The organism is Metabacillus sp. 22489 (assembly GCF_052044855.1).
In the GTDB taxonomy this organism is placed as follows: domain Bacteria; phylum Bacillota; class Bacilli; order Bacillales; family Bacillaceae; genus Metabacillus; species Metabacillus niabensis.
Genome location: NZ_JBQENT010000024.1, coordinates 22,864 through 47,310, shown reverse-complemented (window position 1 = coordinate 47,310; position 24,447 = coordinate 22,864). Strand labels below are relative to the sequence as shown.

Sequence of the window (24,447 nt, the reverse complement as noted above, 5' to 3'; positions counted from 1 at the left end):
TAGTAAAGTTGAGAGATTTTTTAAAAAAGATGACAAATTATCCGTATAAGTTGACAGATTCATATTTATTTAGTAAAAACAACCGTTCCTGCTCATACTAATGATAGGTGATGAGTATGAAATATCCTTTATTAGTAATCATAACGATCATGCTTCTTTTTACTTCGCTTTTTTCAACAAATTTTTTTATTTATGCAACGAAATCCTCAATAATTCCAGATTATTTTCAAGTTGATGAGTATTCTTCCGATTTCGATAAAATAAAAATTAGTGAAAATCTTTCGAAAACAGAACCCCCAATTCACTTTAAGCCTGAGGGTGAAAAAGAATTTTCTGACAATCAATATCGTTCACTTACAAAAGGAAATAGTGAAGGGACGAAAACGAAATCCTTATCAAAATATCCGTACCATCGCTTTGATGTTTTGATTAAAGAAGAAGCGAAACCTACTGATCGTTTAAGCGTAAGTTGGCAAGGGAAATCATTGCCAGGGAGAAAAATTACGATGTTTGGCTGGAATCATGTGAAGAAAAAGTGGGTCGAGCTTGCAGATACAATTTCTGGAAAGAATGAGGTAACCATTCAAGCAGCGGTTAGTGCACGTGATTATCTTCACCATCAAAGGCTAAGTATTCTTGTTCAGGATCAGATCATCATTCCGACAAAGAAGTATGATTATTCCTTTGTTTGGATGTCTGATACACAATATTATGCACAAAATTATCCATCTGTGTTCAAATCCGTTACAGAATGGATTGCGCAAAATAAAGAAGAAATGAAGATAGAGTATGTCTTTCATACAGGGGATATTGTTCATAAAGGGAATGATGAAAAACAATGGCAGCGAGCGAGTACGTATTTAAATACGTTGGATGTCGCAAAAATTCCATACGGAGTATTACCTGGGAATCATGATGTCGGAAGTGATTTTAAAAAATATAAGGAGTATTTTGGTCAGGAACGATTTCAAAGAAAGCGATATTACGGTGATGCTTATGAAAACAATCGTGGTCACTATGACCTCGTTTCTGTGAATGGAAAAGAGTATCTATTCTTATATATGGGCTGGAAAGTGAAAAAGGAAGATATCATATGGTTGAATAACGTATTACGACGTTATGCTGATCGGACCGCAATTTTAGCCTTTCATGAATATCTTGAAAAAGACGGGGAGAGAAGCCGAAAAGGGAATGAGCTTTTTGAAAAGGTCGTTGTGCCTAATCGAAATGTCGTCGCTGTTTTATCAGGTCATTATCATGGAAGTGAAATGCTAGTTGATGAGGTAGATGATAATCTCGACGGTATCACCGATCGGAAGGTGTACCAGCTATTAGCAGATTATCAGAAAGCGCCACAAGGTGGGGGTGGGTTTATACGCCTCCTTCATATTGATGAGGAAACAAATTCGATTGATGTACAGACATACTCACCATATTTGGATCAATATTTTTATTACAGACCTAATGAATATCCAAATAAGGACCAATTTACAATGGATATTGATGTAACAAAGTCAGAGAAAATGATTGCTTCATCTTACTTTGACGTGAAGCTGTATCGGAAAATTGGGAAGGATAACGTTGTAAATAAAAAATGAAAGGAGAGGCTGTAACATTTGAGACAGCCTCTCTCCTGCTAGTTTGAGATGAATGCTTGATATCCTTTTCCTTTTAGCTCGTTTACAAGCTTTTCTGCATTTTCCTTTTCAGAAAAGGCGCCTACTTGAACCTTGTATAGCTTTTGGGTGTCAGTATGCTGAGCCCCTTTCCCTTCTACTAGCTTATAGAAAGTTACAATCGCATTGACTATTCCAGTTGCACAAGCATGTCGATAGGCTTGCTCCTTAAGCAATTGTGCTTCGACCTTATTTGTCATAAATCCACATTCACATAAAATTGCTGTCATTTTTGTCTCTTTTAAAACATGGAAGCTTGCTGTTTTTACACCGCGATCTTTACGTTTTGTCTCCTTAATTAGCTCAGCTTGGACGATTTTAGCAAGTGCGAATGCCGTTTTTGGTTTGCTTGAGTGTACATATGTTTCAATCCCAGAGGCTGATGTCCATTCCTTCCCATTCCCATGGGCGTTTGCATGGATGGAAACAAATAAATCAACATTGGCTTGATTCGCCTTTTTTGTCCGTTCATAAAGCGGTACATCTTGCTTATCTGAATGGGAAAAAAGAGTTGTCACTCCAGAATAACGATGTAAAAGCTTCTTGATTTCATTGGCAACTGCACGATTAAATTCATATTCCCTCATCCCATCAACGGTACGTTTTCCAGGTGTTTCATAGCCGTGTCCTGCATCAATCATTATTTTCATTTCATTCACTCCTTTCATTTTTCATCTTTTATATAGGGAGTTATTTAATGAAAGTAGCGGAGAAATATAAAAAAACGCATGTGATCATTCATTGACCACATGCGCTTCATCACCTATTTATTTACTCCTAATGTTTCCTTCGCCATTTCCATGTACTCCTCTAATCCTGAGGTGAGCGCAAATTCTGCAATCGCAACTGGATAGGCTGCATTAAGCTCGATGATATGCTCCTTCATCCTTGGCCAGTATATTCCTCCAGCCTCTTTGTAATAATGCAGAACCTTTTCAAGAGCGTTTTCTCCAAATGCGCGATATTCAAAGACAAAGTCATTTGCAACATCTGTCACTTTTGCTTCGGTCCAATCGATTAAACCAGTAACGTTTGCATGTTTATCAATTAATGTATGACCTGCATGAACATCACCGTGAATTAGACCTGTTTCCTTTGGCCATATTTCATCATTTTTTACCCATGCTTGCCAGCGATCCCATAGCGATTGACTGACGCCGAATGTAGACTTCACCTTTTCCATCCGTTCGATCATAGAAGTTCTTGCTTCTTCTGCTGTTTGAATAAGAAGACCAGCCTCTCGTGCTTTTCCTTTTGGCATCGTGTGCAATGCTGCTAATACATTTGCGAGTGTTTTGTGATATTGCTCTGGGACATTTTTATGATCGATTTCCCAAACATAATTTTGAATGCTTGGATCAATTGTCCCTGCAGGTACGCCTGATAATTTTTTATATGCAATAATATCCTTTTCGTATATTGACCAATTTGGTGTTTCAAATGGGACATCATCTTGGACAAGATCGAGAACCTTCTTCTCTATTATTGTCCGCTGCATGACATCCACACGTCTCGGAAGTCTTAATACCCATTCGTCACCATGATGATCTTTTGCATAGGCAACGAGAAAATCTAATCCAGATTCGTTAAAGACAATTGACTCCGCTACGACATTTAATTGATATTTTCTTGCAATTTCAATAACCTGATCCTTGTTCATGCAATCACTTCCTTTTAAGATTATCTTTCCTTTTTAAATGACTGCTGTCTTTTGTCTAAAGGCTATGGATTGGTATCGTGAAGTGTCTATATATGGGCATAAAAAAGAGGATAGATTTGTCCTATCCCTTCGTCATTTTTATCTATAATAAGGTTTCTGATGATAGTTAGACCAATCCAAGTTCTCTGAAGGAAAACAGAGTCAAAACGTATTTAGTTTCCGTTTTTTAAAGGTTGGTTAACAATCATCAGGATCCCTCCGTTCATTATAAGTGCTTTAATGGTAACATAAATAAAAGAGTTCGTGGGTAATTTTTGTAATTTATTTTGAATAAAGCAATTTATATTTTGGAAACCGATAGACAAATGCTAAAATATAAAATGAGTCTTCTTACTAGAAAAATACAGGAATACAATGATAAGGGGAAAAATGAGACCTTATTAAAAAAGGAGGATAAACCGTGCCTACAGTTCGGACAAAGGATTTAATTGATAAATTTAAATTTGAAGTTATCAGTGGAGAAGAAGGAATTAATCGGCCAATTGTAACGAGTGATATTTCACGACCTGGTATAGAAATGGCGGGTTTTTTTACATATTATCCAAAAGAACGAGTACAATTGCTAGGGAAAACTGAGCTTTCCTTCTTTTTACAATTAACACCACAAGAAAGAAAACACCGTATGGACGAGCTTTGTACAGATATTACTCCTGCAATTATTCTTACGAGAGAAATGGAAGCGCCTGAAGAATTAGTTGATGCATCGAATCGCAAAGGTGTCCCAGTATTGCGTTCGCCTATGAAGACAACTAGATTGTCTAGTCATTTAACTAATTTCCTTGAAGGGAAGCTAGCTCCAACGACAGCTGTTCATGGTGTATTAGTTGATATTTATGGAGTTGGCGTGCTTATTATCGGGAAAAGCGGTGTCGGTAAGAGTGAAACTGCGTTAGAGCTTGTAAAACGTGGACATCGACTTGTTGCTGATGATTGTGTTGAAATAAGACAAGAAGATCAAGATACATTAATCGGAAGTGCTCCAGAGCTTATTGAGCATTTATTAGAGATTCGTGGCTTAGGGATCATTAATGTCATGACATTATTTGGTGCAGGTGCTGTTCGGAGCTTTAAACGAATTACACTTGTCATAAATCTTGAGCTATGGGATCAAAATAAACAGTATGATCGACTCGGCTTAGAAGAAGAGAAAATGAGAATTATTGATACAGATGTTACGAAATTAACAGTTCCTGTTCGTCCGGGAAGAAACCTATCAGTCATTATTGAGGTTGCAGCAATGAATCATCGATTAAAACGAATGGGTGTCAATGCAGCTGAGCAGTTTACAAATAAACTAGCTGGCGTTATTGAGGATGGAGATCGCGAAGAGGAGTAAAAGAATAGGGCCGAGCTATTTCGGCTCTATTCATTATGAAAGATAAAATACATAATGAGCATGAAATCTTGGTTGAAGTCTATATAGATGGAAGGCCATTTGGGCTATGACACAGACTAGTAAACGATAGGGAGATGATGAAATGGAAGAAAGCATAAAACCATTGAACCCGATATTTCTTGATTTAGGTCCGATTCAAATTCATTGGTATGGGGTAATAATTGGTGTTGGTGCGTTGCTTGGATTGTGGCTTGCTGTTCGTGAAGGAACGCGACGAGGCTTACATAAAGATACGTTTGTTGATCTTGTTTTATTTGCGATCCCGGCTGCTATTATCGGGGCAAGACTCTATTATGTTATTTTTCAGTGGGATTATTATTATCATAATCCGGGAGACATTATTAAGATTTGGAATGGCGGACTTGCGATACATGGTGGATTAATCGCAGCCTTTATTACAGGGGCGATTTATGCACGGGTGAAAAAATTGTCATTCTGGAAGCTAGCAGATATTGCAGCTCCATCGATTATTCTCGGACAGGCAATTGGCCGCTGGGGGAACTTCATGAATCAAGAGGCTCATGGTGATGCGGTAACGAGAGAGTTTTTAGAAGGCTTACATTTACCTGATTTTATTGTTAATCAAATGTATATTAATGGGGAATACTACCATCCAACCTTTTTATATGAATCAATATGGAACTTTGTTGGATTTATCCTTTTAATTTTATTAAGAAGAGCGAACTTTAGACGTGGGGAGTTATTCTTAACCTATATCATCTGGTATTCTGTCGGCCGCTTCTTTATTGAAGGGATGCGTACAGATAGTTTAATGCTGACAGATTCACTTCGAATTGCTCAAGTCATTTCGATTGTACTAATCTTAATAGCTGTTGGGATCATGATTTTCCGACGTGTAAAAGGCTATTCAAAGGAACGGTACTTAGATGTAAGTCAATAAGAAAAATATTTATTTATTAGTAATTTTACAGCAAGAGGAGAGGTTGCCTGTGAAGAATAGCTTTAAAAATGGTCTTCAATCTGGTATCCAGACAACCTGGACGTTAAGTAAGGTGATTTTTCCAATTACATTGTTTGTGAGTGTCCTACAGCATACACCTGTGTTGCCATGGTTAACAAAGCTTATTACACCGATTATGGGGATCTTCGGCTTATCAGGTGAGGCAGCCATTCCCCTTGTCATTGGGAACTTTCTAAATCTTTATGCAGGGATTGGTGCAATTTTATCACTCGATTTAACAGTAAAGGAAGTATTTATTTTAGCGTTAATGCTATCCTTTTCTCATAATTTATTAATTGAGTCGTCAGTTGCTGCAAAGGTTGGTATGAAACTTTGGATTATCCTAATTGTTAGACTTGGACTTGCCTTTAGCTCGGCTATCGTTGTAAACCTTGTCTGGCATGGTGGGAACGAACTTGCTCAATACGGATTTACTTCGAAGCAAAACGTTACACCAGATAATTGGCTTGAAATAATTGGCTTTAGCTTACAAAAGGCTTGTCTAGGTGTTCTCCAGCTTGCCCTTATTGTCATCCCATTAATGCTTGTTATTCAATTTTTAAAAGACTTAGGACTTTTAAAGACATTTACAAGGTGGATGGCTCCTGTCACGAAAATGCTCGGAATGAAAGAAAATACGTCAATGACATTGGTAGCAGGTCTTACAATAGGCTTAGCCTTCGGAGCAGGGGTCATGATTCAAGCTGTTAAGGAGGATAATGTTAGCTATAAGGATTTAACACTAGCGTTCATCTTCCTAGTTTCATGTCATGCAGTTGTAGAAGATACACTGATATTCATCCCACTCGGCATCCCTGTTCTTCCGTTGTTAATCATTCGATTAGCCGTTGCAATTGTTTTAACGATGATAATTGCTGCTATTTGGCGGAAGGTTGAGGAAGTATCGCTTAGAAAGGAATCAACTTATGAAAATTAATACACTTTTATTCGATTTAGATGGAACGTTAATTAATACAAACGAATTAATCATTGAATCTTTTCTCCACACTCTTAACAAATATTATCCGGAAAAATATAAGCGTGAGGATGTTTTTCCGTTTATTGGTCCAACTCTTTACGAAACATTTGAGAGCATTAACCCTGAGAAGAAGGAAGAAATGGTTGAAGTTTATCGTAAGTTTAATCATGAACAGCATGATAAGCTTGTCACCGAATTTGAAACGGTTTTTGAAACGATTCAAACTCTGAAGGAAAAAGGATTTAAGCTAGGAATTGTCACAACAAAAATCCGAACAACTGTCAATATGGGATTAAAGCTTACGAAATTAGATCAATTTTTTGATGTTGTTGTCACGTTAGATGATGTTGAGCATGCAAAGCCAAATCCTGAGCCGATATTCAAGGCGCTTGAACAGCTTGATGCGAAGCCTGAGGAAGCAATAATGGTCGGGGACAACCACCATGATATTGGCGCAGGTAAAAATGCTGGCACAAAAACAGCTGGTGTTGCTTGGAGCATAAAAGGAAGAGACTATATTGAAAGCTTCCAACCTGATTACGTATTAGATAAAATGAGTGATTTACTCGCTATCGTCGGAGTGGAATAATGTCACGGAGAACGACAAGGTTTCCTGTTGAAGGTGCTAATTCATTATGGCATGTATATAAAACTGTGCCATTTTGGAAGGTTGTTCGTAATTTTATTGTGATTCAGCTTGCCAGGTACACCCCATTTTTATCGTTGAAAAATTGGATGTATCGGACATTTTTACGGATGAAGGTTGGAGAGCAAGCATCGTTTGCATTAATGGTTATGCTTGATGTCATGTTTCCTGAAAAGATATCAGTTGGGAAGAATACAGTAATCGGCTATAATACAACAATTCTTGCTCATGAGTATTTAATTAAGGAGTACCGATTAGGAGAGGTCCATATTGGGAATGAAGTGATGATCGGTGCAAACTCTACGATTCTACCAGGGGTCCATATTGGGGATGGGGCGATTGTCTCTGCTGGAACACTCGTACATAAAGACGTCCCAGCTGGCTCGTTCGTAGGGGGAAACCCAATGAAATTAATCTATACAAAAGAAGAGCGTGAAAAACGAGAAATCGGACAAGAGGCTGTTCCGAATAGGGGATAATCCTATCGTAACAGCCTTTTTTACCGTTTGCCAAGAGTTTTGTCTATAGAGTATTTAAGAAACAGTAAACAGCTATAGCTAAAAAAGACAGAATATTCCCTAAATAATTATGGAGAAAAATGACTTTTTGCTTGAAATAGATTCTTCACTTTGGTAATATATTAGCATATTAGCGAAGTGAAGGATTTCGAAAAATACTAAGTATTCAATGACGGGGGTACCGGAGCATGTTTATGTTTGAGAAACCACTTGGAATGGTTGATACATTACCAAAATTATACGAGGTCAAAAAGAGAACGCGTCAAGCGATGACGAAGATCATTGAGCAGTGGGGCTTTCAATTTATTGAAACACCAACATTGGAATATTACGAAACAGTTGGTGTTCAATCTGCTATTTTGGATCAACAGCTTTTTAAATTACTTGATCAACAAGGACATACATTGGTGCTAAGACCGGATATGACAGCACCAATTGCCCGTGTAGCAGCTTCTAAGCTTTACAATAATCTTTATCCATTAAGACTTGCATACTCTGCAAACGTTTATCGTGCCCAACAACGTGAAGGGGGGCGACCAGCCGAATTTGAACAGGTTGGTGTTGAATTAATTGGTGACGGAACGACGAGTGCCGATGCAGAAGTGATTTCCTTAATGGTTTCAACATTAAAGGAAGCAGGTTTAGAGCATTTCAAAATCGCAATCGGACATATAGGCTATGCAAATGCTTTATTTAAGGAAGTGCTTGGAAACCAAGAGCGTGCAGATGTACTACGCCGTTTCTTATATGAAAAAAATTATGTCGGCTATCGTGAGCATGTAAAGGGATTACCATTATCCTCTATTGATAAAGAGCGTCTGCTTGCATTATTAACATTGCGCGGTGGAATCGACAAAGTGGAAGCTGCTAAAGAGCTTGTCTCATCAGAGGAAGCAACACTCTCATTAGAGGAAATCAACAAGCTATGGACAAATTTAGAAGCCTTTGGTGTAACAGACTATTTAAAGCTTGATTTAAATATTGTCAGTCATATGAGCTACTATACGGGAATTTTATTTGAGGTTTATGCAGAAAATGTTGGCTTCTTAATTGGTAGTGGCGGACGCTATGATCATTTGTTTGAAAAATTCAATCGCGCCGCACCAGCTACAGGCTTCGGTCTTCATATTGATCGACTTATCGAGGCATTAAACATCGAGGAAACGCCGCAATTGCAATGCGTCATTTACAGTCAGGAACGTCGTATGGAGGCGATTTCCTATACAAATGAGCTACGAGAAGGCAACAAGCGCGTTGTGATGCAGGAGATCACAGGTATTAAGGATGTCGACGCTTTTACTAAACAGTTTGAAGAGGTTGCATATTTTATCGGTTCACGAAAGGAGGAGCTGTAAATGTCGAATGTATTAACAATTGCGATGCCAAAAGGGAGAATTTTTGAAGAAGCAGCCGATATGCTCCGCAAAGCTGGCTATCAGCTCCCACCTGAATTTGATGAATCAAGAAAGCTGATTTTAGATGTACCAAAAGAAAACATCCGGTTTATTTTAGCGAAGCCGATGGATGTAGTGACTTATGTAGAACATGGGGTTGCAGATGTCGGCATTGCGGGAAAAGATGTAATGCTAGAAGAAGATGGTGATGTCTACGAGGTACTAGATTTGAAAATTAGCGAATGCTATTTAGCTGTCGCAGGTCTTCCTGATGGGAAAATTTCAGATGTTGCCCCGAAAATTGCAACGAAATATCCGAAGGTTGCATCAAGCTATTTTCGTGAACAAGGGGAGCAGGTTGAAATCATTAAGTTAAATGGTTCGATTGAGCTTGCCCCTTTAATTGGCTTAGCAGACCGTATTGTCGATATCGTTTCAACAGGACAAACGCTAAAAGAGAATGGACTTGTTGAATTAGAACGTATTTGCCATATCACTTCACGGTTAATCGTAAATCCAGTTAGCTATCGGATGAAGGATGAGCCAATTGATAAATTAGTAGAACGTCTATCAAAAGTAATTGGAGGCTTGTGAGATGAAAATCACTCGAATTACCGATAAAAAAGTATCTTTAAGAAGGACGATCGATACTGGAACTGAGCAGCAGCGAAAGGACGTCCAAGACATCATCGCTACCGTTCGCAACGATGGCGACAAAGCGCTTTTTGCTTACACTAAAAAATTTGATCAAGTATTACTTTCAAGCTTGCTTGTTACAGATGAGGAATTTACTGAAGCTTATAGAGAGCTAGATAAAGAGCTTGTTGACATCATCCGAGAGGCAGCGGCAAATATTCGCTCCTTCCATGAAAAACAAAAACGTGAATCATGGTTTAGCTATGATGATGATGGTACGATGCTAGGACAAAAAATGACGCCATTGGATGCAGTTGGCGTATACGTACCAGGCGGAACAGCAGCATACCCCTCCTCTGTTTTAATGAACGTTATCCCGGCGCAAGTAGCTGGAGTTAAAAGAATCGTTATCACATCACCTCCAAACGGAAAAGGGACATTGCCAGCTGGAGTATTAGTTGCTGCGAAAGAGCTTGGAGTAGCAGAAATCTATAAAGTAGGTGGCGCTCAAGCGATAGCTGCATTAGCTTATGGAACTGAAACAATCGCTTCTGTGGACAAAATTATGGGGCCAGGAAATATTTATGTAGCTCTTGCGAAACGAGAAGTGTTTGGTGTTGTCGATATCGACATGATTGCTGGTCCAAGTGAAATTGTTGTGTTAAGCGATGAAACAGCTCGCGCTAATGAAATTGCTGCAGACTTATTATCACAAGCAGAGCATGATAAAAACTCATCAAGTATTCTTGTGACAACCTCAATGGATCAAGCGGAAAAGGTAAAGGCTGAGGTCGAAAGACAGGTTGCATTGCTACCAAGAGAGGAAATTGCTAAAGCGTCTGTTGAAGCATATGGACATATCTATGTTACAGATGACCTTGAAACAGCCATTGCAGTTGTAAATGAGCTTGCACCTGAGCATCTTGAAGTAATAACGGAAAATCCATTAGCTTGTTTACCATGGATTAAGCATGCTGGGGCCATTTTCTTAGGACGATATAGCTCTGAGCCAATTGGTGACTATTTTGCTGGACCGAATCATGTTCTTCCAACAAATGGAACAGCACGGTTTTCAAGTCCGTTAAATGTCGATGATTTTATGAAAAAATCTAGCATTATCCAATATAGTAAGCAATCATTTGAAAAGAACTTTGCGAAGGTGGCTAAGCTTGCTCGTCTTGAAGGCTTGGAAGCTCACGCGCGTGCAGTCGAGGAACGATTAAAATAAGGGGGCAATTTTAATGGCAAGAATAGCATCAATCGATCGGAAAACGAATGAAACTAAAATCTCTCTATCTTTTAATATCGATGGGGAAGGTCAATCATCATTAAAGACAGATGTTCCTTTTATGGATCATATGCTAGATCTATTTACAAAACACGGGCAATTTGATTTAACAGTTGATGCAGATGGTGATGTGGAAATCGATGATCACCATACGACAGAGGATATCGGTATTTGCTTAGGAAACGCTTTGCGTGAAGCGCTCGGCGATAAAAAAGGAATTAAGCGTTACGGAAATGCTTTTGTTCCAATGGATGAAGCATTAGCTCAAGTAGTCGTTGATTTAAGCAATCGTCCACATCTTGAGTTTAGAGGGGAATTCCCAAATCAAAAGGTCGGGACATTTGATACTGAGAATGTTCACGAATTTTTATGGAAGCTTGCTCTAGAAGCGCGCATGAATCTCCATGTCATCATTCATTATGGTCAAAATACACACCATATGATTGAAGCGGTATTTAAAGCATTAGGTAGAGCGTTAGATGAGGCGACAACCGTGGACCCGCGTATTAAGGGGGTTCCTTCTACGAAAGGAATGTTGTAAATGATTGCGATTATTGATTACGGAATGGGGAATCTGTACAGTGTCAGCAAAGCGTTAGAGCGGATGGATGTAGATTACTTTATTTCAAGTGAGGAAGCTGAGCTGGAAAAAGCAGACGGATATATTTTACCCGGTGTCGGTTCATTTAAGGATGCAATGGCGATTTTAAATGAAACAGGGTTAACGTCCTTCATTCAAAAAATTGCAGCAAACGGGAAGCCGCTACTTGGAATTTGCCTTGGGATGCAGCTTTTATTTGAAGAAAGTGAGGAAAATGGACTAGCTAACGGTTTATCACTCCTACCTGGTAAAGTAGTGAAAATTCCAGAGAATACAAACGGGATATCGCTGAAGGTCCCGCATATGGGCTGGAATGAGCTTGACATCAGAAATGAAAATCGTTTGTTATCAGGAATTGAGAAAGGCTATGCATATTTCGTTCATTCTTATTACGTTGAAACAGACGCTGCTGATACATTGTTAGCAACAGCGGAATATGGAGTCGATGTCCCGGCTGTCGTTGGCAGAGGAAATGTTTTCGGCACTCAATTTCATCCGGAAAAAAGTAGTGAGCTAGGCTTAGCGATTTTAAAGAATTTCGTTCAAATTGTGAAGGAAGCTTGATGATAGAATCATAGGAAGAGAGGATATGACCGATGATAACAAAACGAATTATCCCTTGCTTAGATGTGAAGGAAGGACGTGTCGTGAAAGGGATTCAGTTTTTAGGATTAAGAGATGCAGGCGATCCTGTTGAACTAGCAAAATTCTATGATCAGGAAGGTGCAGATGAGCTTGTCTTCCTTGATATTTCCGCATCGCATGAAGGCCGAAAAACGATGGTTGATGTTGTCGAGCAGGTTGCAGCACAACTAGCCATTCCTTTCACAGTTGGCGGTGGAATTAACTCATTAGAGGATATGAAAAAAATCCTTCGTGCAGGTGCTGATAAAGTTTCATTAAACACAGCAGCAGTATTAAATCCAGATCTCATTACAGAAGGTGCAGGCTTTTTTGGCTCCCAATGTATCGTAGTCGCAATTGATGCGAAATATGATGAATCTCTAGGTAGCTGGCGGGTGTATACACATGGTGGCAGAAAGGAAACGGAATGGGAAGTTGTCGATTGGGCTCGTGAAGCTGTTAAACGTGGTGCCGGGGAAATTTTATTAACGAGCATGGACAGTGACGGTGAAAAGAATGGATTTAATTTAGCTCTTAATAAAGCTGTTAGCGAAGCGGTTTCTGTTCCGGTGATCGCCTCAGGTGGTGCTGGAAGTGCAGAGCATTTTTTAGCAGCCTTCAATGCAGGGAAAGCTGACGCAGCATTAGCGGCATCTATCTTCCACTATAAAGAAACATCAGTGAAAGAAGTAAAAGACTATTTAGAAAAACAGGGGGTGAACGTACGATGATTGAGCAAATTAAATTCGATCAAAATGGACTCGTTCCAGCAATCGTACAGGATGCAACTAGTAAGGAAGTATTGACATTAGCATACATGAATGAAGAGTCATTAAAAAAGACGATTGCGACAAAGGAAACATGGTTTTATAGTCGTTCGAGACAGGAGCTCTGGCATAAAGGGGCAACTTCAGGAAATACTCAAAAAGTTGTCGAGCTACGCTATGACTGTGACGAGGACGCCATTTTAGTCCTTGTTGAGCCTGCTGGACCAGCATGTCACACAGGTGAATATACATGCTTTAATAAAACTATAGATGGTCAAGCTGCTTCATCACTCCAAGATCGTTTTGCTATCTTTAACACTTTAGAAAAGGTCATTGCAGAACGTGAGGCAGAACGTCCAGAAGGTGCTTATACGACCTATTTATTCAACGAAGGTGTCGATAAAATCCTGAAAAAGGTCGGAGAAGAAGCAGCAGAAGTTATTATTGCTTCTAAAAACAGAGACCACGGTGAACTTAAATGGGAGGTTGCTGACTTATTGTTCCACTTATTGGTACTGCTACGTGAGCAAAAGCTGCCTCTTGATGATGTGTTAAAGGTACTTGAAGAAAGACATGTTGGGAAGAAATAGGACTCATTTTATATGGGTCTTTTTTCTGTTTATCTAAATTTCAGGAAGTCCTTTCATTAATCGATGATTACTTTCATATCGTGGGCAAATACTTTCATTTATCAGAAAATCCTTTCATTTCGTGAGCGAATACTTTCAAAAGAGAAACCTCTTTCCACTTTCACCCATTACTTTTAAAAACCTCTATTTCTACACTCTTTCTTATGGTATACTAACCTACGGTGAAATGAATGAAATGGAGGATTTCAGTGGGAAAACAATTGAGCAAAAAACAACAAAAAGCACAGGTTGTCCCGTTTCTCCAAGATGGACAATATTACTATAATAAAGGCCTAAAGGCTTATCGAGAACAAAATTATCAAAAGGCGAGCAAATATTTCGAAAAGGCTGTGGATTTAGATCCGAGGGACTCAGTAAAGCTTTCCCAATTAGCGACAATTTATACCGATATGGGAAAGTATAGCCAATCAAATGAATTGCTTTCATATATACTTGATGAAGTTGACAAGGACATGACGGAATGTCATTACTTTATGGCGAATAATTTCGCACATCTTGGGTTATTTCAGGAAGCATATAAATGTGCAACTGAATATGCAAAACTAGCACCATTTGGTGAATTTTTTGAGGAAAACGAGGACCTAATTGACCTTCTAACAATGGAAGGTGATGATGAGGAGCCTTTTTTAAAAGATCCAGACGATCTTATTCTTAAGCAGGATGCCGCAAAATCACTATTGGAAAATAGTCAATTTGAAGAGGCGATTCTTCTTCTTGAAGAAATAGTGAAAGAATACCCTGAATTTTGGTCAGCTCATAATAATTTATCACTTGCTTATTTTTATGTTGGAGAAGTGGAAAAGGCGAAGGAATATTTGCAAACAGTTCTTGAACAAAATCCTGGTAATCTACATGCGTATTGTAATTTATTGGTTTTTTATTATTATGAACGCCAGGATGAGAAGGTTGAACAAATTGCAAATATGTTAGCAAACGTACACCCTCTTCTTTATGAACATCGTTATAAGCTCGGCGCAACATTTGCCCTCGTCGGGTATTATCCGATTGCTTACAAATGGTTGCGTTCTCTCTACAAGCAAGGCTTTGAAGGGGATGATACGTTTTATTATTGGTTATCCTATTCAGCGTATTTTACAGGTCATATTACATTTGCAGAGCAGATGTGGGAGCGAGTGATAAAAGAAAATAAGAGTAAAATCGGCTTAGAGCCTTGGAATACGAAAGATAATCTTCATCAATTAAATGCTGCGAGCCTCTCTTTAGAAGAACGTTTGTATGCGATTTTTATGGCAATGCAAACAAATAAGCTAGCTGATTTCAAAGCTAACCGACTACAATCAGAAATTGAGCAAGATTTCTTAGAAGCAGTTTTATCTGAGAACACCGACGGAAAGAAAAGTGCAGGACTGATTTATCAAATAACAAATGCCTTATTTCAAAATGGGAAAGATAATGAATTAGTTATGTTTTCCCTTCACGTTTTACTAAAGGCTTATAATATGGATTTTTCATTAAAAAATGTTTTAGGCTGGGCATCTGCTCTTCACTATGTGTGGTATCAGGAACAACATGAAGCAATCAGTCAATCGGGAATCGCACATTTGTATGGAATATCTGTTTCAACTGTTGGGAAATATGTAAAAATCGTAAGAGAAATCCAACAAGATACGGAAACTGCAAAGGTATAAATTTTCCTTTTATACGATTAATAAATATCAATAAAACTTGATGATGAGCAAAAAAATAGCATATATCGCAAATATTTTATACGATGAATATACGAAAATAAGTAAAAGATAGGATATATGTTTTAAAGTAGCAGATAATCAAAGTAAACAACTTGATGAGGAGTGAACAATCGTGTCAGAAGAAAAAATCTATGACGTGATTATTGCAGGTGCTGGTCCAGCGGGGATGACAGCAGCTGTTTATACATCACGTGCGAACCTATCAACTCTAATGATTGAACGTGGAATTCCAGGTGGACAAATGGCTAACACAGAAGAAGTGGAAAACTACCCTGGTTTTGATCATATATTAGGACCTGAGCTATCAACAAAAATGTTCGAGCATGCGAAAAAATTCGGTGCTGAATATGCATATGGCGATATTCAAGAAATTATCGATGGTGAAGAATATAAAACTGTTATCGCTGGAAAGAAAGAATATAAAGCGAGAGCAGTTATCATTACAACTGGTGCAGAGTATAAAAAAATCGGTGTACCAGGTGAAAAGGAATTAGGCGGCCGTGGTGTCTCTTATTGTGCAGTATGTGACGGTGCCTTTTTCAAAGGTAAGGAATTAGTCGTTGTTGGTGGCGGGGATTCTGCAGTTGAGGAAGGAGTTTATTTAACTCGTTTCGCTTCAAAGGTAACAATTGTACACCGACGCGATGAATTACGTGCACAAAAAATTCTTCAACAACGTGCATTCGATAACGAAAAGATCGATTTTATCTGGAATCATACAGTTAAAGAAATTCATGATCAAGATGGAAAAGTTGGGAAGGTAACATTAGTCAATACAGTAAATGGAGAAGAGCGAGAGTTTAAAACAGATGGCGTCTTTATTTACATTGGAATGGTACCTCTTTCTAAACCATTTGAGAGTCTTGGGATTACAAATGAAAATGGCTACATTGAAACAAATGAACGGATGGAAACAAAAGTAAAAGGGATTTTTGCGGCTGGGGACATTCGTGAAAAAATGCTTCGTCAAATCGTAACAGCAACTGGTGATGGTAGTATCGCAGCTCAAAGCGCTCAGCATTATGTTGAAGAGCTAGCAGAAAAGCTAAAAGTTGCAAAGTAAATCTTGATGGAAGATAATTTTACACATTCGTAATTCTGTTTTAACTCTCCTGTAACATGGATGAAACAATTATGAGTTACTATATAAATAGTAATTGACCCCCTTTTATAAATAGACTTATTTTAGAGCATAGGCGCCCTTTCCTATGCTCCCTTTTTTTTTTGTCCACAATCTGTTCAATTTTCCTCAAAAAAAAGTGAAACAGATTCCTACATGATTCGTATATATTTAGAAAAGCGGAAGTGCCTTGATTAGCCCCGACAAGCATAAGACGAATCAGAATAGAAGGTGCACTTTACCTTCAATTCTGATTTGGGTTATGACCTCGAGGGGCTAGGCACTGGAGCTAGACAATAAGAAAAGCGGAAGTGCCTTGATTAGCCCCGACAAGCATAAGACGAATCAGAATAGAAGGTGCACTTTACCTTCAATTCTGATTTGAGTTATGACCTCGAGGTGCTAGGCGCTGGAGCTAAACAATAAGAAAAGCGGAAGTGCCTCGCACAGCCATATTAAGCTACATACTTAAACTAGAACCAATGATTCAATCTTTCTTAAAATACTACATAAATACCAATGAACAAGGCTCCATTAATTGTGAAGAATACGTATAAATAGTATAATGAAGCGAGACTTATCTTCGTGTTCTTGGCGAAATTCCGCTTCAAGTATTACTGCCAGTTTAACGGAATAAGGGCAAGAAAAAATTACTAAAACAGAATAATAAGAACAAGGCTAACTAAGTGACAGTAAGCTTTACAACGTCTGCTTTTGGTTGTGCCTTGAGCTTTCTGATAAGTACAAAAACGAGGTGAATCAAGATGCAGCGCGTAACGAATTGTGTCTTAATGGATGGAGACAACGTTCTTCTCCTTCAAAAGCCAAGAAGAGGCTGGTGGGTAGCTCCAGGCGGTAAGATGGAGCTAGGTGAATCAATTAAAGATACTGTTACACGAGAATATCGTGAAGAAACAGGCATATACATTAGAAACCCTCAATTAAAGGGAGTTTTTACCTTCCTCATTCAGGATGGGAAAGACATTGTATCTGAATGGATGATGTTTACTTTCCTAGCTACGGATTTTCAAGGAACGAATGTACATGAATCAGAAGAAGGAACAATTAAATGGCATCCGAAAGAGGATGTTAAAGCATTGCCGATGGCTCCTGGCGATTATCATATACTCGATTATGTAATGAAAGGCACGGGAATGCTGTACGGGACCTTTACGTATACACCTGATTATGAACTCATCTCCTATCGACTCGATCCTCAATAAAGATGGATGTGAAAATTCATGAAATTATTTGTTCATCATATGGAAATCGATGGATGTTTAAGCGATAATAAAGTTAGGAATTAGAATCGGACACTAAAACATTCTCATTCAGATGAGTGGTTACGAGTAGAAAGGAGGAACTGAACTAACATGTCTAATGAAACAAATATCGAACAGTCTACAACACCACAAGAAATACAAATGGTTATTATTACAGGAATGTCAGGAGCAGGTAAGACGGTAGCAATTCAAAGCTTTGAAGACTTAGGGTATTTTTGCGTCGACAATTTACCTCCAACGCTGCTTCCTAAATTTTTAGAATTGATGAAGGAGTCAGGATCAAAAATGAACAAGGTTGCTCTTGTCATGGATTTACGCGGTCGCGAGTTTTTTGACTCCCTTTTCCAAGCGCTTGATGATTTATCTGAAAGCACTTGGTTAACCCCGCAAATTCTGTTCCTTGATGCTAATGATGCAACACTTGTGACAAGATATAAGGAAACAAGACGTTCTCATCCGTTAGCTTCGAAGGGACTGCCGCTTGAGGGGATCGGTCTTGAACGCGAGCTTTTAGAGGAGCTTAAAGGAAGAGCACAGCTTATTTATGATACATCGAACTTAAAGCCTCGGGAATTAAGAGAAAAAATTCTCAAGCAGTTCTCTTCAAGTGTGGAGCATACTTTTACAGTAAATGTCACATCGTTTGGCTTTAAGTATGGTGTACCAATTGATGCTGATTTAATGTTTGATGTACGATTCCTACCGAATCCGCATTATATTGACAGCATGAGACCATTAACTGGTTTACAAGAGGAAGTATCGTCTTATGTGCTAAAATGGAGTGAGACGCAAAAGTTTTTAGAAAAACTAATCGATTTGCTTACCTTTATGCTGCCTTATTATAAGCGAGAAGGAAAAAGTCAAATTGTGATTGCGATTGGATGTACGGGAGGACAGCATCGCTCAGTTACATTAGCAGAATACATTGCGAACCATTTTAAACAGGAATATCATACTCAAGTTTCCCACAGGGATATTGAGAAGCGAAAGAATCATTAAAAAATGGGAACTGAACAATTGCCAAAGGTTGTTATTATAGGCGGTGGAACTGGCTTATCTGTACTATTAAGAGGATTAAAGCAGTTCCCTGTCGATATAACGGCTATCGTCACTGTTGCTGATGATGGCGGGAGTTCTGGCAGACTCCGCGATGAATTAAATATTCCTCCTCCAGGTGATATTCGCAATGTGTTAGCAGCTTTGTCAGATGTTGAGCCACTTGTTGAAGAGCTCTTTCAACATCGCTTCAATAAAGGAAATAACTTGACAGGACATTCATTAGGGAATTTAATTTTAGCAGCAATGACGACGATTACCGGTGATTTTGTCCATGCAATAAAAGAAATGAGCACAGTTTTAAATGTTCGTGGTAAGGTTTTACCTGCTGCAAACATGAGCGTTATCTTAAATGCAGAGATGGAAGATGGTACAATTGTCTCAGGAGAATCAAAAATACCCTTCTCTGGTAAGAAAATAAAACGAGTTTTTCTTTCTCCACAAAATATTGAACCACTTCCAGAAACAATTGAGGTCATCCGTAAAGCCGATTTAATTGTTATCGGACCAGGTAGTTTATATACAAGTATATTACCGAATCTACTTGTTCCGAAAATTGGAGAAGAGGTTTGTAAGGCAAAAGCAAAAAAGGTTTACATTTGTAATGTTATGACACAGGCTGGGGAAACGTTGAATTACTCAGCAAGTGACCATGTGAAAGCATTATATGATCATATGAAATGCACATTTATTAATACGATTCTTGTTAATGAAGAGGAAATCCCAGATCATATTAAATTATTATATGAGGAAGAGCTTGCCAAGCCTGTACACTATGATATTGAGGCGCTGAAAAGGCTAGGGCTCGAAGTCATTACAGATAAAATTGTCTGCTATGACAATAGTGTCATTAGACATGATACGAATAAAGTGGCTAAGCTATTATATGGAATCCTTCAGCAGGAATTATCGTAATAAATGTGGTAAGAATGGGGGGTGCAGAGGTTGTCATTTGCATCTGAAACAAAAAAAGAACTAACAAACCTAGAACTTAAGCCTTGCTGTATAAAGGCTGAACTATCTGCACTCATCCGTATGAATGGATCACTCTCCTTTTCAAACCGAGTGATTATGGTAGATATTCAAACAGAAAATGCAGCGATAGCAAGGCGAATCTATACATTAATTAAAAAGCAATATCATGTATCTGTTGAATTGCTAGTGCGAAAAAAAATGAGATTAAAAAAGAACAATGTTTATATTGTTCGTTTAGTGGAAGACGCAAAAGAAATATTAGAGGATTTGAACATTTTAGAAGAAGGCTTTTCGATTGTAAGAAATATTTCTAGTTCATTAGTAAAAAAGAAATGTTGCAAACGTTCTTATATTAGAGGAGCTTTTCTAGCAGGTGGCTCTGTTAACAACCCGGAAACATCTTCCTACCATCTTGAAATTTTCTCTCTATATAAAGAACATAATGATTCGTTATGTGAGTTAATGAATACCTTTGATTTAAACAGTAAGACATTGGAAAGAAAGAAAGGATTCATTACCTACTTAAAGGAAGCAGAAAAGATTACTGAGTTTTTAAATATTATCGGTGCACATCAAGCGTTATTGCGTTTTGAGGACGTTAGAATTGTTCGTGATATGAGAAATTCAGTCAATCGATTAGTAAATTGTGAAACTGCAAATTTAAATAAAACGATTGGTGCAGCTTTGCGTCAAGTTGAAAACATTCGATATATTGATGAGCAAATTGGGATTGATTCGTTGCCAGATAAGCTTCGTGAAATTGCCAAGCTTCGTGTCGAATACCAAGATGTAACGCTTAAAGAACTTGGAGAAATGGTCTCGAGTGGTACTATTAGTAAATCGGGAATTAATCATCGATTACGAAAACTAGACCAAATTGCTGAGCAGCTACGATTGGGTCAACCAGTATCATTGAAGTAAAAAGTTTATAAAACAGCTTATTGTTGAATGTTGCTGAATGTAGCGTATGGTGTGAGACTTCTAGATAAATAAATGTGTCACGGGAAACGAAAAGGTGAAATACGCCAATTCGTTTCCTTGACCTTACAAGCGAGAATGAACACCTTGTGTGGAAATGGGCAAACAAGTTAACAGTGCTAAATAAATAGATGAAAAGAGGAGATAGCTATGGTTGAAAAACAAGTAGAGGTTCACCTTAAATCAGGTTTACAAGCACGTCCTGCTGCATTATTTGTACAAGAGGCAAATCGCTTTGCATCAGACATATTTTTAGAAAAAGACGGAAAAAAAGTAAATGCAAAAAGTATTATGGGCTTAATGAGCTTAGCGATTAGCAAAGACGCTGTTATTACGCTGATTGCAGAAGGTAATGATGAACAAGAAGCAGTCGAAGCATTAGTGAAGTTTGTACAACAAGAAGGATAATATGTATAAAAAGGGCACATCGTATATAACGGTGTGCTTATTTATTTGATCGAAAAATAAAAAAGGTTGTCTAAAACGGTCAAAACCGTTATGAGACAACCTTTTGCTAAATTATTTATTGTTTAATTCATTACGAGTTAAAACTTTGTCAATTAAACCATATTCTAAAGCACGCTCAGCAGTCATGAAATTATCACGCTCTGTATCACGCTCGATAACTTCTAGAGGCTGACCAGTACGTTCAGATAAAATATTGTTTAACTTATCACGTAAGAAAAGAATGCGTTTTGCGGCAATTTCAATTTCAGTTGCTTGACCTTGTGCGCCACCTAATGGTTGATGAATCATTACTTCACTATTAGGTAATGCATAACGTTTTCCTTTTTCACCTGCAGCAAGTAAGAAAGCACCCATTGATGCAGCCATTCCAATACAAATTGTTGACACGCTAGGTTTAATATATTGAATTGTGTCATAAATCGCCATACCTGCTGTAATTGAACCACCAGGGCTGTTAATGTAAATAGAAATATCCTTTTCTGGATCTTCTGCTTCTAAGAATAGTAATTGAGATACAATTGAGTTAGCAACATTGTCATCGATACCGCTGCCTAGCATAATGATGCGGTCTTTTAATAGACGTGAATAAATGTCATATGCACGCTCACCACGATTTGTTTGCTCAATAACTGTAGGGATTAAATTCATTTAAATATTCCTCCTTCATTATCAGAAAGATTGTACGCTAAGTACTTTCAAGTGTTTATTCCTATGTATTTCCATCATACAACTAAGGTCAATAAAGGTCAAACGAAAAGCATAAAAACGTTTGAAAAGATAACTACTCAATAAATATATGTATTAAAAAACAGAACATGTGATTATATTTGCCATTTTTTTGTTTTTTCAAACAGAAAACTTCATTTGTATGTTAAGATGAAAAATGGAATTATACTTCCATAATTTTCATCATACATAAAGGAGAAACGAAATGGAAAGAAACATTACAAAAATCCTCATTATTGTGGGGTGGGTTGTTATCATTGTCGGAGCAATCTGTAATATTGATACAACAATGGATTTAAACAAAACACAATATGTACCAGAGGGAGAAAGTCCGGCTCCAATTCGAATTACTGAAATCTTACAAGATATTTTATATCCTGTTAGAGATGGTTTCATGTTAATAGGGCTAGCCTATTTTATTCGCTTTTTTCAAGCATCAAAACCATCCCGTTCAGAATGATAATAGCCCCCTGATTGACCAAAAAATTTTGGTTACTCGGGGGAAGTTAAATGAATCCAAATTCTACTATTGAAATTTGGACCTAACATGTCGTATAATGATTTGGCTGACTAATTTAATATGCGCTCGTAGCTCAGTTGGATAGAGCGGTGGTTTCCGGTACCACGTCTGCCGGGGGTTCGAATCCCTCCGAGCGCGTCAAAATAGCAAGGGTTGAGACATCTCAGCTCTTGCTATTTTTTTATGTAAGACGCTGTTAAATTTTACTTGTTTGTTCCCTTATGTGGCGTTCGCTTTCCTCTGGCGTCCGGGATCCTTATTAAGTAGGAGCTCCCTTTGACACGCTTCTCTAGGCAGGAGCATCACGGAAGCTTAACAATACGCTTTAGTATTATGTAATACAAATTCATCTTAGTTCGGTATCTCCTTTTCAACTTAACATATTCATATAATAAAAGAAATTTCTCCAGCTTTTTTATTCAATAAGCAGGTGGAACCTTTTGAGAAATCGTTGATAAACTGAAAAAAAGGAGGGGCTAAAATGATGAAAATGGAAAATAAGCAAGTGCCAATCTTGTCAGTGAAAATGACAAAGGAACTGCAGCAGGCAATTACGTTACTACAATATTCAACCGTCGAGCTTTATGAGTATGTACAAGAGCTTTCGTTAGAAAACCCAGTCCTTGAACTATTAGATGTGCCGATTAGAACGATTGAAAGGTTACCGAAAAATATGCAAACGTTTGAAAATACAATAGTGGAAAGAAACAGCTTAAAAGACTATTTACGTGAGCAATTAATCGATTATCCATTATCTAAAAGAGCAGATGTCGAATATCTTATTGAAAATCTTGATCAAAATGGCTATCTAGTTGTTGATATAGAATTACTTGCCGAAGAAAATAAAATAGAACAAGCTGCTCTTGAAAAAAGTCTCGAATTGCTGCAATCGTTGGATCCTCCTGGAGTTGGGGCACGTACTTTACAAGAGTGTATCCTACTTCAGCTAAAGAGGTTATCACCACGTTACGAATTAGCTGAAACAGTCATTTTCCATCATTTTCATTGCTTTGCCGAAAAATCATGGAGAAGCTTATCAGCAAAATTAAACGAGCCGATTCATATAATTCAAGAAATCTCCTTACTTATTCAAACGCTGAACCCAAGACCAGGGGCTTCCTTCGAATCCAATCTATCCTCTTATATAACACCTGATTTTACAGTTAATAAACATCATGGCCATTTACAGCTTATTTTTCATGATGAACTCCTTCCACAACTAACGCTTAATCCGTTCTTAAATAAATGTAAAGATAAAGAGATAGAAAACTATATTAAAGAAAAACGTATAGAAGCAAGGTGGCTACTAAACGCACTACAGCACAGAAAAGAGACAATGATGAATATAATGGAGGTCATCCTTAATAAACAAGCAGATTATTTTCTGAATGGAAAATTATTCTTAAAGCCGTTAAAATTAAAGGAAGTAGCGGAAATCCTCAACATTCATGAGTCAACCGTTAGCCGAGCTGTTAAAGAAAAATATATTCGAACACCATACGGATTGGTGCCAATGAAATCCTTTTTCTCTGGGAAGCTTGTAAATAGTGAAATATCGACAGCTTCTGTTAAAGAAAGGCTAAAGGAGCTCATTGATGAGGAAGATAAGCGACGACCATACTCAGATCAAAGCATCGCTAATGAGCTAAAAGACAGGTATGGGATTGTGATTTCAAGAAGAACTGTTACAAAATATCGTGAACTATTGCGAATTCCTTCAGCAGCAATCCGAAGACAATTTAGTTGAAGACAAGAA

General features: G+C 37.9%; 25 protein-coding genes and 1 tRNA gene. 23 read left to right on the top strand and 3 right to left on the bottom strand.

Going from position 1 to position 24,447, the window contains the following annotated elements; all coding sequences use genetic code 11:
* The first annotated feature begins 116 nt into the window (after window positions 1–116).
* Window positions 117–1,598, top strand: a complete 1,482-nt coding sequence (locus ACTJJ9_RS14795; RefSeq protein ID WP_186324195.1) for a metallophosphoesterase — start codon at window positions 117–119, stop codon at window positions 1,596–1,598.
* Between the two features lie 38 nt (window positions 1,599–1,636).
* Here the strand turns inward: ACTJJ9_RS14795 and ACTJJ9_RS14790 are convergent, their stop codons facing one another.
* Together ACTJJ9_RS14790 and ACTJJ9_RS14785 are read right to left on the bottom strand one after the other, a co-directional pair.
* Window positions 1,637–2,326, bottom strand: coding sequence for an N-acetylmuramoyl-L-alanine amidase (locus ACTJJ9_RS14790; RefSeq protein ID WP_145582071.1), 690 nt, complete (start codon window positions 2,324–2,326; stop codon window positions 1,637–1,639).
* A 113-nt stretch (window positions 2,327–2,439) separates the two neighbouring features.
* The gene (locus ACTJJ9_RS14785) at window positions 2,440–3,336 is read right to left on the bottom strand and encodes a macrolide 2'-phosphotransferase (protein ID WP_145582073.1); all 897 of its coding nucleotides are present in this window, start codon (window positions 3,334–3,336) and stop codon (window positions 2,440–2,442) included.
* Window positions 3,337–3,796: 460 nt separating this feature from the next.
* On the opposite strand from ACTJJ9_RS14785, the gene hprK reads away from it, so the two are divergent.
* From hprK to ACTJJ9_RS14690, 19 genes are all read left to right on the top strand, one after another.
* The gene (gene hprK / locus ACTJJ9_RS14780; protein ID WP_095297136.1) at window positions 3,797–4,732 is read left to right on the top strand and encodes an HPr(Ser) kinase/phosphatase; all 936 of its coding nucleotides are present in this window, start codon (window positions 3,797–3,799) and stop codon (window positions 4,730–4,732) included.
* 142 nt (window positions 4,733–4,874) lie between these two features.
* The gene (gene lgt, locus ACTJJ9_RS14775) at window positions 4,875–5,693 is read left to right on the top strand and encodes a prolipoprotein diacylglyceryl transferase (RefSeq protein ID WP_145582075.1); all 819 of its coding nucleotides are present in this window, start codon (window positions 4,875–4,877) and stop codon (window positions 5,691–5,693) included.
* Between the two features lie 49 nt (window positions 5,694–5,742).
* Entirely contained in the window at window positions 5,743–6,690 is a 948-nt protein-coding gene (locus ACTJJ9_RS14770; RefSeq protein WP_145582077.1) for a nucleoside recognition domain-containing protein, read from the top strand.
* Window positions 6,680–7,321, top strand: coding sequence for a pyrophosphatase PpaX (gene ppaX / locus ACTJJ9_RS14765; RefSeq protein WP_145582080.1), 642 nt, complete (start codon window positions 6,680–6,682; stop codon window positions 7,319–7,321). The genes ACTJJ9_RS14770 and ppaX overlap by 11 nt, the downstream gene beginning before the upstream one ends.
* The gene (locus ACTJJ9_RS14760; RefSeq protein ID WP_095297143.1) at window positions 7,321–7,857 is read left to right on the top strand and encodes an acyltransferase; all 537 of its coding nucleotides are present in this window, start codon (window positions 7,321–7,323) and stop codon (window positions 7,855–7,857) included. Before ppaX ends, ACTJJ9_RS14760 begins: the two co-directional genes overlap by 1 nt.
* A 227-nt stretch (window positions 7,858–8,084) precedes the next feature.
* The gene (locus ACTJJ9_RS14755) at window positions 8,085–9,251 is read left to right on the top strand and encodes an ATP phosphoribosyltransferase regulatory subunit (RefSeq protein WP_095297144.1); all 1,167 of its coding nucleotides are present in this window, start codon (window positions 8,085–8,087) and stop codon (window positions 9,249–9,251) included.
* Complete coding sequence (hisG, locus tag ACTJJ9_RS14750; RefSeq protein WP_095297146.1) at window positions 9,252–9,884, top strand: ATP phosphoribosyltransferase; 633 nt, start codon at window positions 9,252–9,254, stop codon at window positions 9,882–9,884.
* 1 nt (window position 9,885) lies between these two features.
* Complete coding sequence (gene hisD, locus ACTJJ9_RS14745; protein WP_095297148.1) at window positions 9,886–11,154, top strand: histidinol dehydrogenase; 1,269 nt, start codon at window positions 9,886–9,888, stop codon at window positions 11,152–11,154.
* Between the two features lie 13 nt (window positions 11,155–11,167).
* Window positions 11,168–11,755 carry an imidazoleglycerol-phosphate dehydratase HisB gene (gene hisB, locus ACTJJ9_RS14740; protein WP_145582081.1) on the top strand — a complete coding sequence of 196 codons (588 nt, stop codon included), beginning with the start codon at window positions 11,168–11,170 and terminating at the stop codon, window positions 11,753–11,755.
* On the top strand, window positions 11,756–12,379 hold the full coding sequence (hisH, locus tag ACTJJ9_RS14735; protein ID WP_145582082.1) for an imidazole glycerol phosphate synthase subunit HisH: 624 nt from the start codon (window positions 11,756–11,758) through the stop codon (window positions 12,377–12,379).
* A gap of 32 nt (window positions 12,380–12,411) precedes the next feature.
* Complete coding sequence (hisF, locus tag ACTJJ9_RS14730) at window positions 12,412–13,170, top strand: imidazole glycerol phosphate synthase subunit HisF (protein WP_145582083.1); 759 nt, start codon at window positions 12,412–12,414, stop codon at window positions 13,168–13,170.
* A complete protein-coding gene (gene hisIE / locus ACTJJ9_RS14725) occupies window positions 13,167–13,796 on the top strand; it encodes a bifunctional phosphoribosyl-AMP cyclohydrolase/phosphoribosyl-ATP diphosphatase HisIE (RefSeq protein WP_145582084.1) in 630 nt (209 codons plus the stop codon). Before hisF ends, hisIE begins: the two co-directional genes overlap by 4 nt.
* 248 nt (window positions 13,797–14,044) lie before the next feature.
* Window positions 14,045–15,505 (top strand): tetratricopeptide repeat protein, encoded by a 1,461-nt coding sequence (locus tag ACTJJ9_RS14720; RefSeq protein ID WP_255451886.1) that lies wholly within the window; start codon window positions 14,045–14,047, stop codon window positions 15,503–15,505.
* Between the two features lie 172 nt (window positions 15,506–15,677).
* Window positions 15,678–16,628, top strand: a complete 951-nt coding sequence (gene trxB / locus ACTJJ9_RS14715) for a thioredoxin-disulfide reductase (RefSeq protein WP_095297159.1) — start codon at window positions 15,678–15,680, stop codon at window positions 16,626–16,628.
* An 821-nt stretch (window positions 16,629–17,449) separates the two neighbouring features.
* On the top strand, window positions 17,450–17,908 hold the full coding sequence (locus tag ACTJJ9_RS14710) for an 8-oxo-dGTP diphosphatase (protein WP_095297161.1): 459 nt from the start codon (window positions 17,450–17,452) through the stop codon (window positions 17,906–17,908).
* A gap of 150 nt (window positions 17,909–18,058) precedes the next feature.
* Entirely contained in the window at window positions 18,059–18,967 is a 909-nt protein-coding gene (rapZ, locus tag ACTJJ9_RS14705; protein WP_145582086.1) for an RNase adapter RapZ, read from the top strand.
* A 3-nt stretch (window positions 18,968–18,970) separates the two neighbouring features.
* Window positions 18,971–19,939 carry a YvcK family protein gene (locus ACTJJ9_RS14700; RefSeq protein ID WP_145582087.1) on the top strand — a complete coding sequence of 323 codons (969 nt, stop codon included), beginning with the start codon at window positions 18,971–18,973 and terminating at the stop codon, window positions 19,937–19,939.
* A 30-nt stretch (window positions 19,940–19,969) separates the two neighbouring features.
* The gene (whiA, locus tag ACTJJ9_RS14695; protein ID WP_095297167.1) at window positions 19,970–20,920 is read left to right on the top strand and encodes a DNA-binding protein WhiA; all 951 of its coding nucleotides are present in this window, start codon (window positions 19,970–19,972) and stop codon (window positions 20,918–20,920) included.
* A 207-nt stretch (window positions 20,921–21,127) separates the two neighbouring features.
* Window positions 21,128–21,385: an HPr family phosphocarrier protein gene (locus ACTJJ9_RS14690; protein WP_095297169.1), complete on the top strand. Its 258-nt coding sequence runs from the start codon at window positions 21,128–21,130 to the stop codon at window positions 21,383–21,385.
* Between the two features lie 111 nt (window positions 21,386–21,496).
* Here the strand turns inward: ACTJJ9_RS14690 and clpP are convergent, their stop codons facing one another.
* Window positions 21,497–22,093 carry an ATP-dependent Clp endopeptidase proteolytic subunit ClpP gene (gene clpP, locus ACTJJ9_RS14685; RefSeq protein WP_095297171.1) on the bottom strand — a complete coding sequence of 199 codons (597 nt, stop codon included), beginning with the start codon at window positions 22,091–22,093 and terminating at the stop codon, window positions 21,497–21,499.
* Window positions 22,094–22,376: 283 nt separating this feature from the next.
* On the opposite strand from clpP, the gene ACTJJ9_RS14680 reads away from it, so the two are divergent.
* The 3 genes from ACTJJ9_RS14680 (at window position 22,377) to rpoN (ending at window position 24,438) form a co-directional block, all read left to right on the top strand.
* Window positions 22,377–22,631 carry a hypothetical protein gene (locus tag ACTJJ9_RS14680; protein WP_095297173.1) on the top strand — a complete coding sequence of 85 codons (255 nt, stop codon included), beginning with the start codon at window positions 22,377–22,379 and terminating at the stop codon, window positions 22,629–22,631.
* Between the two features lie 122 nt (window positions 22,632–22,753).
* A tRNA-Arg gene (locus ACTJJ9_RS14675) sits at window positions 22,754–22,829 on the top strand.
* A 343-nt stretch (window positions 22,830–23,172) separates the two neighbouring features.
* Window positions 23,173–24,438: an RNA polymerase factor sigma-54 gene (rpoN, locus tag ACTJJ9_RS14670; protein WP_145582088.1), complete on the top strand. Its 1,266-nt coding sequence runs from the start codon at window positions 23,173–23,175 to the stop codon at window positions 24,436–24,438.
* Window positions 24,439–24,447 lie beyond the last annotated feature (9 nt).

What these genes read in the sequence shown, in the direction of transcription:
- ACTJJ9_RS14790 (WP_145582071.1), bottom strand. Translation starts at nt 2,326, where the DNA reads ATGAAAATAATGATTGATGCAGGACACGGCTATGAAACACCTGGAAAA.
- hisG (WP_095297146.1), top strand. Translation starts at nt 9,252, where the DNA reads ATGTCGAATGTATTAACAATTGCGATGCCAAAAGGGAGAATTTTTGAA.
- rpoN (WP_145582088.1), top strand. Translation starts at nt 23,173, where the DNA reads ATGATGAAAATGGAAAATAAGCAAGTGCCAATCTTGTCAGTGAAAATG.
- hisH (WP_145582082.1), top strand. Translation starts at nt 11,756, where the DNA reads ATGATTGCGATTATTGATTACGGAATGGGGAATCTGTACAGTGTCAGC.
- lgt (WP_145582075.1), top strand. Translation starts at nt 4,875, where the DNA reads ATGGAAGAAAGCATAAAACCATTGAACCCGATATTTCTTGATTTAGGT.
- rapZ (WP_145582086.1), top strand. Translation starts at nt 18,059, where the DNA reads ATGTCTAATGAAACAAATATCGAACAGTCTACAACACCACAAGAAATA.
- ppaX (WP_145582080.1), top strand. Translation starts at nt 6,680, where the DNA reads ATGAAAATTAATACACTTTTATTCGATTTAGATGGAACGTTAATTAAT.
- ACTJJ9_RS14690 (WP_095297169.1), top strand. Translation starts at nt 21,128, where the DNA reads ATGGTTGAAAAACAAGTAGAGGTTCACCTTAAATCAGGTTTACAAGCA.
- hisIE (WP_145582084.1), top strand. Translation starts at nt 13,167, where the DNA reads ATGATTGAGCAAATTAAATTCGATCAAAATGGACTCGTTCCAGCAATC.
- ACTJJ9_RS14680 (WP_095297173.1), top strand. Translation starts at nt 22,377, where the DNA reads ATGGAAAGAAACATTACAAAAATCCTCATTATTGTGGGGTGGGTTGTT.
- ACTJJ9_RS14760 (WP_095297143.1), top strand. Translation starts at nt 7,321, where the DNA reads ATGTCACGGAGAACGACAAGGTTTCCTGTTGAAGGTGCTAATTCATTA.
- hisB (WP_145582081.1), top strand. Translation starts at nt 11,168, where the DNA reads ATGGCAAGAATAGCATCAATCGATCGGAAAACGAATGAAACTAAAATC.
- ACTJJ9_RS14795 (WP_186324195.1), top strand. Translation starts at nt 117, where the DNA reads ATGAAATATCCTTTATTAGTAATCATAACGATCATGCTTCTTTTTACT.
- ACTJJ9_RS14755 (WP_095297144.1), top strand. Translation starts at nt 8,085, where the DNA reads ATGTTTATGTTTGAGAAACCACTTGGAATGGTTGATACATTACCAAAA.
- ACTJJ9_RS14710 (WP_095297161.1), top strand. Translation starts at nt 17,450, where the DNA reads ATGCAGCGCGTAACGAATTGTGTCTTAATGGATGGAGACAACGTTCTT.
- ACTJJ9_RS14700 (WP_145582087.1), top strand. Translation starts at nt 18,971, where the DNA reads ATGGGAACTGAACAATTGCCAAAGGTTGTTATTATAGGCGGTGGAACT.
- hisD (WP_095297148.1), top strand. Translation starts at nt 9,886, where the DNA reads ATGAAAATCACTCGAATTACCGATAAAAAAGTATCTTTAAGAAGGACG.
- ACTJJ9_RS14785 (WP_145582073.1), bottom strand. Translation starts at nt 3,336, where the DNA reads ATGAACAAGGATCAGGTTATTGAAATTGCAAGAAAATATCAATTAAAT.
- hisF (WP_145582083.1), top strand. Translation starts at nt 12,412, where the DNA reads ATGATAACAAAACGAATTATCCCTTGCTTAGATGTGAAGGAAGGACGT.
- clpP (WP_095297171.1), bottom strand. Translation starts at nt 22,093, where the DNA reads ATGAATTTAATCCCTACAGTTATTGAGCAAACAAATCGTGGTGAGCGT.